The sequence below is a fragment of the Pseudomonas sp. RIT623 genome, from assembly GCF_004519305.1.
In the GTDB taxonomy this organism is placed as follows: domain Bacteria; phylum Pseudomonadota; class Gammaproteobacteria; order Pseudomonadales; family Pseudomonadaceae; genus Aquipseudomonas.
The window spans coordinates 20,685-31,855 of record NZ_SOZA01000048.1 but is presented as its reverse complement, the minus strand read 5'-3'; the positions used below and the strand labels follow the sequence as shown (position 1 = coordinate 31,855).

The 11,171-nt window shown below is 66.3% G+C and carries 14 protein-coding genes; 2 read left to right on the top strand and 12 right to left on the bottom strand.

Annotated features, from left to right (window positions below):
• The 12 genes from E3U47_RS22745 to ccmA form a co-directional block, all read right to left on the bottom strand.
• Positions 1-648 (bottom strand): PhzF family phenazine biosynthesis protein (locus tag E3U47_RS22745; RefSeq protein ID WP_134693834.1); only part of this gene is annotated, 648 nt, incomplete at its 3' end.
• A gap of 51 nt (positions 649-699) precedes the next feature.
• On the bottom strand, positions 700-1,638 hold the full coding sequence (locus tag E3U47_RS22740) for a 2-hydroxyacid dehydrogenase (protein ID WP_134693833.1): 939 nt from the start codon (positions 1,636-1,638) through the stop codon (positions 700-702).
• A gap of 80 nt (positions 1,639-1,718) precedes the next feature.
• Complete coding sequence (locus E3U47_RS22735; RefSeq protein ID WP_134693832.1) at positions 1,719-2,144, bottom strand: hypothetical protein; 426 nt, start codon at positions 2,142-2,144, stop codon at positions 1,719-1,721.
• 12 nt (positions 2,145-2,156) lie between these two features.
• Positions 2,157-3,344 carry a c-type cytochrome biogenesis protein CcmI gene (ccmI, locus tag E3U47_RS22730; protein ID WP_134693831.1) on the bottom strand — a complete coding sequence of 396 codons (1,188 nt, stop codon included), beginning with the start codon at positions 3,342-3,344 and terminating at the stop codon, positions 2,157-2,159.
• Entirely contained in the window at positions 3,337-3,813 is a 477-nt protein-coding gene (locus tag E3U47_RS22725) for a cytochrome c-type biogenesis protein (RefSeq protein ID WP_134693830.1), read from the bottom strand. The genes ccmI and E3U47_RS22725 overlap by 8 nt, the downstream gene beginning before the upstream one ends.
• A complete protein-coding gene (locus tag E3U47_RS22720) occupies positions 3,810-4,346 on the bottom strand; it encodes a DsbE family thiol:disulfide interchange protein (RefSeq protein ID WP_134693829.1) in 537 nt (178 codons plus the stop codon). The genes E3U47_RS22725 and E3U47_RS22720 overlap by 4 nt, the downstream gene beginning before the upstream one ends.
• A complete protein-coding gene (locus E3U47_RS22715; RefSeq protein WP_177414266.1) occupies positions 4,343-6,316 on the bottom strand; it encodes a heme lyase CcmF/NrfE family subunit in 1,974 nt (657 codons plus the stop codon). Before E3U47_RS22715 ends, E3U47_RS22720 begins: the two co-directional genes overlap by 4 nt.
• An 11-nt stretch (positions 6,317-6,327) precedes the next feature.
• Complete coding sequence (gene ccmE, locus E3U47_RS22710) at positions 6,328-6,783, bottom strand: cytochrome c maturation protein CcmE (RefSeq protein ID WP_134693827.1); 456 nt, start codon at positions 6,781-6,783, stop codon at positions 6,328-6,330.
• The gene (ccmD, locus tag E3U47_RS22705; protein ID WP_011534872.1) at positions 6,780-6,956 is read right to left on the bottom strand and encodes a heme exporter protein CcmD; all 177 of its coding nucleotides are present in this window, start codon (positions 6,954-6,956) and stop codon (positions 6,780-6,782) included. Before ccmD ends, ccmE begins: the two co-directional genes overlap by 4 nt.
• Positions 6,953-7,720, bottom strand: a complete 768-nt coding sequence (locus E3U47_RS22700) for a heme ABC transporter permease (protein WP_134693826.1) — start codon at positions 7,718-7,720, stop codon at positions 6,953-6,955. Before E3U47_RS22700 ends, ccmD begins: the two co-directional genes overlap by 4 nt.
• Positions 7,721-7,766: 46 nt before the next feature.
• Entirely contained in the window at positions 7,767-8,435 is a 669-nt protein-coding gene (gene ccmB / locus E3U47_RS22695; protein WP_134693825.1) for a heme exporter protein CcmB, read from the bottom strand.
• Positions 8,432-9,064: a cytochrome c biogenesis heme-transporting ATPase CcmA gene (gene ccmA / locus E3U47_RS22690; RefSeq protein WP_134693824.1), complete on the bottom strand. Its 633-nt coding sequence runs from the start codon at positions 9,062-9,064 to the stop codon at positions 8,432-8,434. The genes ccmB and ccmA overlap by 4 nt, the downstream gene beginning before the upstream one ends.
• 151 nt (positions 9,065-9,215) lie before the next feature.
• Here ccmA and E3U47_RS22685 point away from each other — a divergent pair, with 151 nt between their 5' ends.
• Positions 9,216-10,790: a flagellar hook-length control protein FliK gene (locus tag E3U47_RS22685; RefSeq protein ID WP_134693823.1), complete on the top strand. Its 1,575-nt coding sequence runs from the start codon at positions 9,216-9,218 to the stop codon at positions 10,788-10,790.
• Positions 10,787-11,122 (top strand): EscU/YscU/HrcU family type III secretion system export apparatus switch protein, encoded by a 336-nt coding sequence (locus E3U47_RS22680; protein WP_134693822.1) that lies wholly within the window; start codon positions 10,787-10,789, stop codon positions 11,120-11,122. Before E3U47_RS22685 ends, E3U47_RS22680 begins: the two co-directional genes overlap by 4 nt.
• Positions 11,123-11,171 lie beyond the last annotated feature (49 nt).

The following is an 11,171-nucleotide window of genomic DNA, read 5'->3' as shown; positions in this document are numbered from 1 at the left end:
AGCCCAATAGGGCACCAATGACGTATGCGCCGACCCCGTCACAGGATCTTCATTGACCCCAACCCGCGGCCCAAACCACCGCGTGACGAAATCAACCCCCCGCCCCGGCGCCGTCACCGCAATCCCCCGCACATCGAACGCCGACAACGCCACGAAGTCCGGCTTGAGCCCCTCGATCAAGTCAACATCATCGATCACCACGATAAAGTCGTCAGTCCGATACAACGCCCGCGCCTCAATCAGCCCAAGGGCCTCCAGCAACCCGGCCGGAAAGTCCTGCACAACCGGCTGCTTGGCCGGAAAATCCATCGCCAGCAGCCCATCGGCATCACGGCTGACCCGTAACTCACCGCTACGGGTATTGAACCGCAACACCTCTGCCCGCTCGCTCAGTTGCTCGAACAACACCCAGGCCGCCGCCAACGTGGCATGCCCACACAGATCGACCTCCACCGCCGGGGTGAACCAGCGCAGGTCGAACGCCTCACCGTTGCGTACGAAATATGCGGTCTCGGACAGGTTGTTTTCTTCGGCGATGCGCTGCAGCACATCGTCTGGCAACCACTGTTCCAGCGGGATGACCGCCGCCGGATTACCGCCAAACGGCACGGCAGAAAAAGCATCGACCTGGAAAATTTCGAGTTGCATGCAAAGGCTCCTCAAGCCCGACACACCGTCAGGCAGGCATTAAGAAAGGGATCAGGCATAAACGGGGGTCAACACCGGCTCGCCGGCGAAGAACGCCTGCAGGTTGCCCAGCACCAGGGCCACCGTGTCACGCGCCGCCTCCGGCGATTGCCCCGCCACGTGCGGCGTGAGCACCGTGTTGCCCAGTGTCTTGAGAGCATCCGGCACTGCTGGCTCGTCATCGAATACATCCAGCGCCGCCCCGGCGATCACGCCGCCGCGCAAGGCGCCGACCAATGCGTCGGTATCGACCACGCTGGCCCGGGCGATGTTGACCAGGTACCCCTCGGCGCCCAGCGCCTCGAGTACCGCGGCATCGACCAGGTGGCGGGTGCCATTGCCACCGGGCGTGGCCACCACCAGAATGTCCACAGCGTCGGCCAGATGCAACGGGCTGTCGTACCAGGTGTAGGGCAGCTCGGCACGGGGCGTGCGACTGTGGTAGCTGACATTCATGTCAAACCCCTGGCTGGCCCGCCGGGCAATGGCCTGGCCGACCGCGCCCAGGCCGATGATACCCAAGCGCTTGCCACTCACCGACGGGCTGATCACCCGGTTCCACTCGCCACGCCGAGTGCTGGCGTCGGCCCGGGGAATATCGCGCAGCAGCGCCAGCAACAAGGCCATGGCATGGTCGGCGACCGGGCCGGCATTGGCCCCGGCGCCATTGGTGACGATGATGCCACGCGCCGCGGCGGCAGCCAGGTCGACCTGCTCGTAGCCGGCGCCGATCACGCAGATGATCCGCAGATTGACCAGGGTGGTGATTTCAGCAGCGCTCAGACCCAACGGACCACGGGTCAGCACGGCATCGATCTGCTCGGCATGCCGGGCAATGGCATCGGCGCGCATCTGCGGCGACGGCGCGCGGATCAGGCGGTAGCCGGCCTGCTCCAGCAGGGGGAGGTAGTCATCGACGGTTTCCACCAGCACCAGGACTGTCTTGCTCATGCCACCCTCCGGTTGAATGCGAAGGGGGAGTATGCCAGCTGTCGATGCAGCCGGTCCTGTCACCGGGTAAAAGCTATTGATTAATGCCCGAACGCGCGTCCCAGCCCGCCCGGCACACCGCTGCTGTCGGTGTCCTGCCACGGCCCGCTAGGGCTCAGCGACCAGCTCCAGCCGTTGTTCCAGCGGTAATAGGTGCGCTGGCGGTAGAAGGTGTTGGGCTGCTTCTCCAGCACATAGACGCCCAACTTGGGGTCCCAGTGGCTGGCGCCGCCAGGTGGCGGCGCGAAGCTGGCAGAGGTGCGCGGCATCGGCTTGGGCAGCGCCGCCGGCTTGCTCGGCTGGCTACCGGGCTGGCCGCCCGGCAGTGGCTTGACCACCGGCCCCTGGTGCGGTGGCGGCGTGGTCTCGATCGGCGGCAGCGGCTCGCGCTCGCCCGGCTGGTGCACCGTACACGCGCAAAGACCCAGGGCCAGGGAGATCAGGGTCAGGCGGGCGGTGCTGTTCATGGAGGTGCTCTCTTATGAGTCGGGGCTGTCGATGGTCAGATGCTGGGTGCCCTGGGTGGCGGTGGCCAATGGCGCGCTCTGGCCCTTCCACTCACCCTGGGTGGGCTGCCCGGCGCGGGAGACGCGGGCTACCAATTGGACTTCGGCGAAGTCCGACAGTTTCATCTGCGCCATCATCGCGTCGGCGTCCGACAGCTCCACTTCGATCGGCAACTGCGCCACCGTCACCCGCTTGGCCGCCAACGGCATGGGCGGGCCCTTGACCGCGCGAGCGAAGATGAACACGGTGTCGTCCGGGCGCACTTTGTCCTTGAGCGCGGCGGCCAGTTCGACCCGTACTTTCAGGCGCGCGGCCTGGGCGACCTTGCCACCGCCGGCCTTGAGCTTGTCGGCAGCGCGATCGATACCCCCCTGCAACGCGGCGCGCGAGGCGTCACCCTCCGGCAGTTGGGCCAGCAGGCGGTTCCAGAAGTCGATGGCCTCCTGATAGCGCTCGCCCTCGAAGGCGGCAATGCCGCGCAAGCCCAGGCTGGTCACTTCACGCGGGTCGGCCTGCAGTGCCTCGTCGGTCAGCCCCTGCAGTTGGCTGCTCCACCGCTTGTCGCTGGCGAAGTAGAGCGCCTGAGCCCATTGTCCGAGCAGCTCTGGCTGGCGCCCGGCCAGGGCCACCGCACGTTCGAAGGCCTTGGCGGCATCGGCCGGGCGTTGCTCGGCCATGTAGGCGCGCGCGAGGAAGTACAAGCCTTCAGCCGAATCAGGCTGCGCCTGCACGGCCCGTTCGAGGCGGGCCGTCATCTCTTGCATCGACTGCGGCGCCTGGGCGAACTCCTGGGTCAACTCGACCTTGTCCGCCGCGCCGAAGTGCAAGTACAAACCCAGCGCCATGACTGGCACCAGGATCGCCGCCAACAGCGGGATGACCTTGCCCAGACGACCCTGGCGGGCTACCTCGTCGCGCTCGGTATCGGCCAGCAGCTCGCGAGCCGCCTCGTCGCGGCCCTTGGCCAGTTGCCGCGCATCGAGCACACCGGCAGCCTGCTGGGCAGCCAGCTCGGCGACACGCTCTTCATAGAGCGCCACGTTGAGGGCCGTACGGTCCTGTTCGGCCTGCTGGCGGCGGTGGCCGCGCAGGATCGGCAACAGCAGGAAAGCCAGGGCGGCGAGCAACAGCAGGCCCGCGCTAAGCCAGAATTCAGTCATGGGTACGTTCTTTTTCCAGCAGTTTGGCGAGACGCTCGCGTTCGTCGGCGGACAGTTCGGTATTGCCGGCCACGGCTTGGCCACGGCGCCGGCGGACGATCACCGCGAGCACCACGAAGCCCCCTGCCAGGAGGATCCCCGGGCCGAACCAGAGTAGCCAGGTGCGGCCGCTGAGCGCCGGCTTGTAGCGCACGAAGTCGCCATAGCGGTCGACCATGAAGTCGACGATCTGCTGGTTGCTCTGGCCTTCGCCGAGCATGCGGAAGATCTCGCGGCGCAGGTCGGCGGCGATCGGTGCATTGGAGTCGGCGATGTCCTGGTTCTGGCATTTCGGACAACGCAGCTCCTTGGTCAGCTGCTGGTAGCGCTCACGCTCGGCGTCGTCGCGAAACTGATAGGTGTCGATGGCGGCCTTGGCCATCCCGGCCAGGCCCAGCCCCAACACCACGGCGGCAAGCCAGCGCTTCATGGCCGTGCCTCGTCGACCAGGCCCTGGTACAGCGGCGCCAGCTGTTCACGCCACACCGTGGCATCGACCACGCCGACATGCTTGTAGCGAATGATGCCCTTGGCGTCGATCAGGAAAGTTTCCGGCGCGCCGTACACGCCCAGGTCCAGGCCCAGGGACCCCTGCGGATCGGCGATGTTCAACTGGTAGGGGTTGTGGAACTCGGCCAGCCATTTCAGCGCGGCGGCGTTGTCGTCCTTGTAGTTGACGCCGTGGATCAGCACTCCCTGTTCGGCCAGCTGGTTCAGGTATGGGTGCTCCACCTTGCACGATGGGCACCAGGTGCCCCACACGTTGACCAGTGCCGGACGGCCCAGCAGGTCGGCCTGGGTCAGGTTGCGCTCGCCCTGCACCGTGGCCAGCGAGAACGCCGGGAACGGCTTGCCGATCATCGCCGAGGGCAACTCGTCGGGCTTGAGGAACAACCCCTTGTAGAGAAAGACCGCCACCAGCAGGAACACCGCCAGTGGCACTACCATGATCCAACGCTTCATGCAGTTGCTCCAGACACGCCCAGGGCTTCACGCACCCGGGTCTTGACCTTGACGCGGTAGCGCCGGTCGAGGGCCGCCAGCAAGCCGCCCAGGCCGGTCAGCAGACCGCCCAGCCAGATCCAGCGGACATAAGGTTTGATATGCACCCGCACCGCCCAGGCGCCGTTTTCCAGTGGCTCGCCCAGGGCGACGTACAGGTCGCGGGTGAAGCCGGCATCGATGCCGGCCTCGGTCATCATCGACTGCTGCACGGTATACAGGCGTTTTTCCGGGTGCAGCACCGACACTTCACGGCCCTCGCGCGAAACACGAATGGTGCCCTTGTCGGAAATGAAGTTCGGGCCTTCGAAGTGCTTGGCGCCCTCGAACAGGAAGTGATAACCACCCAGCTCGACGGTTTCACCCGGCGCCATGCGCAAGTCGCGCTCGGCGCTGTTGTTGCTCGACAACACCACGCCTAGGGCGCACACCACCAGCCCCAGGTGGGCCAACTGCATGCCCCAGTAGCTGCGGGAAAGGCCGCCGAGGCCCTTGGCCAGGCCCTTGTGCCGGGTCTTGTCGAGGATGTCGCGCACGCCGCTGAGCACCACCCAGGCAGCCAGGGCGAACACACTCAAGGCCGGCCAGTCGAAGTCGTCGACCAGCAGCCCGGCCAGCGGCGCCAGTACCGCGCTGCCAATCAGCACCGGGGTCAGCATGCCGGCCAGCCATTTGCCGGGAGTGTCTTTCCAGCGCACTACCACGCCAACTCCGAGCACCAGCATCAACAACGCCATCAGCGGCAGGAACAACGCATCGAAGTACGGCGGGCCGACCGACAGCTTGGCCCCGGTCAGGGCATCGAGCACCAGCGGATACAGGGTGCCGAGCAGGATCATCGACGCCGCCACCACCAGCACCAGGTTGTTGGCCAGCAACAGCGTCTCGCGCGACCACAGGGCGAAGCCCACCTGGCTCTTGACCACCGGCGCACGCAAGGCGAACAGGGTCAGCGAACCACCGACGACGAACAACAGGAAGATCAGGATGAAGATGCCCCGCGACGGGTCGGCGGCAAACGCATGCACCGAGGTCAACACGCCGGAACGCACCAGGAAGGTGCCCAGCAGGCTCAGCGAGAAGGCGGCGATGGCCAGCAGCACCGTCCAGCTCTTGAACACACCACGTTTTTCGGTAACCGCCAGCGAGTGGATCAGCGCGGTACCCACCAGCCAGGGCATGAACGAGGCGTTTTCCACCGGGTCCCAGAACCACCAGCCGCCCCAGCCCAGCTCGTAGTAAGCCCACCACGAGCCCAGGGTGATGCCCACGCCGAGGAATGCCCAGGCGACGATGGTCCAGGGCCGCGACCAGCGCGCCCAGGCCGCGTCCAGGCGTCCGCCAAGCAGCGCGGCGATGGCGAAGGCGAAGGCCACCGAGAAGCCGACATAGCCCATGTACAGCATGGGTGGGTGAACGATCAGGCCAAAGTCCTGCAGTAGCGGGTTGAGGTCGCGACCATCACCCGGGACCTGCGGCAGCAGGCGCGAGAACGGGTTCGAGGTGATGATCAGGAAGCTCAGAAAGCCCACGCTGATCATGCCCATCACCGCCAGCACCCGAGCCAGCATCACTTGCGGCAACTGGCGCGAGAAGATCGACACGGCAAAGGTCCAGCCCCCCAGGATCATCGCCCACAGCAGCAGCGAGCCCTCGTGGGCACCCCACACGGCGCTGAACTTGTAATACCAGGGCAAGGCACTGTTGGAGTTGCTGGCGACATAGGCGACCGAGAAGTTGTCGGTCATGAAGGCGTGGGTCAGGCAGGCGAAGGCGAACGCCAAGAAGGCGAACTGGCCCCACGCCGCCGGGCGCGCCAGGCTCATCCACAGGCGGTCGCCGCGCCAGGCGCCGAGCAGCGGCACGCTGGCCTGCACGGCGGCGAAGCAGATCGCCAGGATCATCGCCAACTGGCCCAGCTCAGGGATCACCAGGGCTGCGTTCATGGCTTGACCTCCCCACCAGTGGCGGCCTGCCCGCTTTCCTTCAGGGCCTTGGTGACCTCAGGCGGCATGTATTTCTCGTCGTGCTTGGCCAGCACCTCGTCGGCCACCACCACGCCGTCGGCGTTGAGCTTGCCGAGGGCAACGATGCCCTGCCCTTCACGGAACAGGTCGGGGAGGATGCCGCGGTAGGTGATCGGCACCGACTTGGTGTAGTCGGTGACCACGAAACGCACGTCCAGCGAGTCGGCCGAACGCTGCACCGAGCCTTTCTCGACCATGCCGCCGGCGCGAATGCGGGTGTCCAGCGGCGCCTCGCCGTTGGCGATCTGGGTCGGGGTGTAGAACAGGTTGATGTTCTGCTGCAGGGCGCTGAGGGCGAAGCCCAGCGCCACGCCGACACCGGCCAGCAGGCCGAGGATGATGAACAGGCGTTTCTTGCGCTGCGGATTCACGGTTTGCTCTCCCGGCGCAGACGGCGCGCCTCTTCTTGCAGGTAGCGACGGCGGGCCAGCAGGGGCGCGGCGACATTGAGCGCCAGCACCGCCAGGCAGATGCCGTAGGCCGACCAGACGTACAGGCCATGGTGCCCCATGGCGAGAAAATCACTGAAGGACGCGAAGCTCATTTGCCGACCTCCCGGCCCAGGCTGCTCAACACTTCATCGCGCACCCAACTGGCGCGGGCCTCGCGCTTGAGCACTTCGAGGCGCATGCGCAGCAACAGCACGGCACCGAAGAAACAATAGAAACCCAGCGCGGTGATCAGCAGCGGCGCCCACATTTCCACCGGCATCGCCGGCTTTTCGGTGAGGGTGAAGGTGGCACCTTGGTGCAGGGTGTTCCACCACTGCACCGAGTACTTGATGATCGGGATGTTGACCACGCCGACGATCGCCAGCACCGCACAGGCTTTGGCCGAGCTGTCGCGATTGCTGATCGCCTGGCCCAGGGCGATGATGCCGAAATACAGGAACAGCAGGATCAGCATGGAGGTCAGGCGCGCGTCCCACACCCACCAGCTGCCCCAGGTCGGCTTGCCCCAGATCGCTCCGGTCACCAGCGCCACCGCGGTCATCCAGGCGCCGATGGGCGCCGCGCATTGCAGCGCGACATCGGCCAGTTTCATTTTCCACACCAACCCCACCACCCCTGCCACCGCCAGCAGCACGTAGCAAGACTGCGCCAGCATCGCCGTGGGCACGTGGATATAGATGATGCGGAAACTATTGCCCTGCTGGTAGTCCTGGGGGGCAAAGGCCAGGCCCCAGGTGATGCCGACCAGCAGCAACAGCACGGCGGAGACGGCCAGCCACGGCAGCATGCGGCCGCTGATGGCGTAGAACCATTTTGGGGAGCCCAGCTTGTGGAACCACGTCCAGCTAATTTTCATCAGGGTACATCCAGGGTATTGGCCGGGCTGCGATGCCCGGGACTCGTTATTCGCCGACGCTGATCTTCAGCCCGGCCGCTATCGCAAAGGGTGCCAGTGTCACGGCCAGGGCAGTCAGGCTGGCTAGCCAGAGCAGATGACCGGTGGCCGGCATATTCTGCAATGCCGCTTGCAACGCGCCACTGCCCAGGATCAATACAGGGATATACAACGGCAGAATCAGCAGCGCCAGCAGCAGGCCGCCGCGCTTGAGACCGACCGTCAACGCCGCGCCCACCGCGCCGAGCAGGCTCAACACCGGGGTGCCCAGCAGCAACGAGGCCAGCAGCACCGGCAGGCAACTGGCCGGCAGGCCAAGCATCAGCGCCAGCAATGGCGCCAACAATACCAGCGCCAGCCCGGAAAAGATCCAGTGCGCCAGCACCTTGGCCAGTACCAGCATGGCCAGTGGATGGGGCGAGAGTACCCACTGCTCCAGCGAGCCATCCTCGAAGTCGCTGCGAAACAACCCGTCCAGCGACAACAGTACCGCCAGCAGGGCCGCGACCCAGACCAGTCCCGGCGACAAGGTTTGCAACAATTGCGTTTCGGGGCCGACCGCCAACGGGAACAACGCCACCACGATGGCGAAGAACACCAACGGGTTGGCCAACTCCGCCGGGCGGCGGAACAACAGGCGCGCCTCGCGGCGCAATAGAAGAAGAAATACGCTCATGCCGCCCATTGCCCCAGGTTCAACTCGCGATAGCCGTCAGGCTTGTGAGCGAGCATGTGATGGGTGGTCAACACCACGGTGCCACCCTGTTCGCAGTGGGCCGCCAGGTGCGCTTCCAGCTGGGCCACGCCCTGTTTGTCGAGGGCGGTGAAGGGTTCGTCGAGGATCCACAGCGGCGGGCTGTCCAGGTACAGGCGGGCTAGGGCCACTCGCCGCTGCTGGCCGGCGGACAGGGTATGGCTGGGGACATCCTCGAAGCCACGCAGGCCGACCGCCTCCAGGGCCAGCCAGATCGCGTCACGGTCGGCGGGCTTGTGCAATGCGCACAGCCAGGCGAGGTTTTCTTCCGGGGTCAGCAGGTCCTTGATGCCTGCGGCGTGGCCGATCCACAACAAGATGCTGGCAAGTGCGTGGCGCTGCTCGGCCAAAGGCTGGCCATTGAACAGGATCTGCCCGGCGGTGGGTTGCATCAGCCCGGCCAGCAGACGCAGCAGGCTGGTCTTGCCACTGCCATTGGGGCCGGCGATCTGCAACATGTCGCCGGGGCGCAGCTCGAAGTCCAGGTGCTCGAAGAGCAGTCGCCAGTCGCGCTCGCAGGCCAGGCCCACGGCTTGGAGGTGAAGGGTCACAGTATCGCCTTATGCAGTGTGGGGCCAGATCGCACCCCGTGTCTCAAGTCGCCTCAAGCCCTGCCGTTATACTGGCAGTGGCGGGCAGGCGGCATTATTACACGCGGCGCCGCCCTGCCAAGAGGGCGGGTTCGACAGGTTGTATACAATCATGACTGAAATCAATAGTCTCGGCGCTCAAACTGCGCTAAGCCCGCAGGTGGCCAAGGCCGCCATGACCGGCGAACTGCTGCGCCTGCTGCAGGCCCAGCCAGGCTTGTTGCCGCCCGGCGAAAGCGCCGAGGCCGAGGTGGTAAGCCTGCGCCAGGTCGGCCCGGACTTCCAGCTGCTGCTGCGCCTGACCCAGGCCAACGGCAACCAGAGCCAAGTGCTGGCCAACGCCAGCCAACCCCTGGCCCCGGGTAGCCAGATCATCGTCAGCCAGCCCGACAGCAACCGCCTGGCGGTCATGGTGCAACTGGGCAACGCCGGCACTATCGCTACCCTCACCCAGCTCGACACCCGCCAGGTCCCGGTTGGCACTCTGTTGCAGGGCAAGGTACTGACCAGCCAGGCACTGCCCCCGGTGCCTGGCGAAACCACCAGCTTTCGCTCGCTGGTGAGCCTGCTCAATAGCAGCCAGGCTGGCGCCACCCTGGTCATCGACAGCCCACGTAGGCTACCACTGGGTAGCCTGCTCAGCGCCGTGGTGCAAGGCGACCAGTCACTGCGCTTCGTGCCCCTGAGCGGTCGTCAGGACCAGCTGGCGGTCACCCAGCACCTGTCGACCCAGCAGGCCCAGCAGGCCTCGCTGCCGGGGCTGCTCAACGTGCTGCAACGCATCGCCAGCACCCCGGATGCCGGTGTCGAACTACGCGCCAGCGCCGAACGCCTACTCGCCAGCCTGCCAGACGCGCGACAACTGGGGGATGCGAAAAACCTCGCCCAGGCCCTCAACGACAGCGGCACCTTCCTCGAGGCCAAGCTGCTCGGCGGCCAGGCGGCCAGCGTCGCCCCCGACCTCAAGGCGCAGTTGATCCGGCTGGTGGCCCAGGCCCTGCCCAATCAGCCTGGCCATCCGCCGCTGGCCCCTGCCCCATCCCTGGCCGGCACGCCCCTTGCCCACGCCCTGCCGGGCTTGGCCCGTAGCGCCCTGGGCATGCTCGGCCAGGTAAGCCCACGGCCCTTGCCCAGCGCTTTCCCCTTGCCCTCGCGGCTGCTGCAGAAGCTGGAAAGCGAAGGCGACCTGCAGCAACTGCTGCGCCTTGCAGCAGCGGCGATTTCCCGGCTGCAGAGCCATTCGCTGTCGAGCCTGCAGCAGAGCGGTACCCTCGACAACGGCAACCAGCAGACCACCTGGCAGAGCGAAATCCCGGTGCGTCACGGCCAGGAGTTCATTCCCCTGCAAGTGAAGCTGCAACGCGAGGAAACCCCGCAACAGCAGGCCGACCGTGAACGCGAACAGCACGACCCGCTGCAGGCCTTGTGGCGTATCGAACTGGCCTTCGACCTGTCGCCACTCGGCCCGTTGCAGGTTCAGGCACAGCTGGCCCAGGGGCGGCTGTCCGGCCAGTTGTGGGCACAACAGGAACACACCGCGCGCCTGATCGACAGCCAGTTGGGCAGCCTGCGCGAGCGCCTGCTGGCCCGCGGCCTGGACGTCGGCGACCTGGAGTGCCACCCTGGCACCCCGCCGCAAGGCCCGCGCACACGCCTGGAACAACGCTGGGTGGACGAGAACGCATGAGCAAAAAGCCACCCCGCCAGGCCATCGCCCTGAACTACGACGGCCAGCAGGCCCCGACCCTGACCGCCAAGGGCGACGACGAGCTGGCCGAGGCCATTCTCGCCCTGGCTCGCGAGCACGAGGTGCCGATCTACGAGAATGCCGAGCTGGTGCGCCTGCTGGCGCGCCTGGAGCTGGGCGAGCAGATCCCCGAAGCGCTGTACCTGACCATCGCCGAAATCATCGCGTTCGCCTGGCAGTTGCGCGGCAAGGTGCCGGTCGGTTTCAGCGACGAACCCGCCGCCGAGCGTGATATCACCCCACAACTGCCAGGCCTGCCCTACCACCCTTGATAGCGGGTGGTAACCCGCTGCCGCTCGCGCGCAGGCCACATCGATCATC

Excerpts from the sequence above, each read along its gene's own strand:
- E3U47_RS22725 (WP_134693830.1), bottom strand. The coding sequence starts at position 3,813 with ATGAAGCGCTGGCTTGCCGCCGTGGTGTTGGGGCTGGGCCTGGCCGGG.
- E3U47_RS22740 (WP_134693833.1), bottom strand. The coding sequence starts at position 1,638 with ATGAGCAAGACAGTCCTGGTGCTGGTGGAAACCGTCGATGACTACCTC.
- E3U47_RS22735 (WP_134693832.1), bottom strand. The coding sequence starts at position 2,144 with ATGAACAGCACCGCCCGCCTGACCCTGATCTCCCTGGCCCTGGGTCTT.
- E3U47_RS22680 (WP_134693822.1), top strand. The coding sequence starts at position 10,787 with ATGAGCAAAAAGCCACCCCGCCAGGCCATCGCCCTGAACTACGACGGC.
- ccmD (WP_011534872.1), bottom strand. The coding sequence starts at position 6,956 with ATGAGCTTCGCGTCCTTCAGTGATTTTCTCGCCATGGGGCACCATGGC.
- E3U47_RS22720 (WP_134693829.1), bottom strand. The coding sequence starts at position 4,346 with ATGAAGCGTTGGATCATGGTAGTGCCACTGGCGGTGTTCCTGCTGGTG.
- E3U47_RS22685 (WP_134693823.1), top strand. The coding sequence starts at position 9,216 with ATGACTGAAATCAATAGTCTCGGCGCTCAAACTGCGCTAAGCCCGCAG.
- ccmB (WP_134693825.1), bottom strand. The coding sequence starts at position 8,435 with ATGAGCGTATTTCTTCTTCTATTGCGCCGCGAGGCGCGCCTGTTGTTC.
- ccmI (WP_134693831.1), bottom strand. The coding sequence starts at position 3,344 with ATGACTGAATTCTGGCTTAGCGCGGGCCTGCTGTTGCTCGCCGCCCTG.
- E3U47_RS22700 (WP_134693826.1), bottom strand. The coding sequence starts at position 7,720 with ATGAAAATTAGCTGGACGTGGTTCCACAAGCTGGGCTCCCCAAAATGG.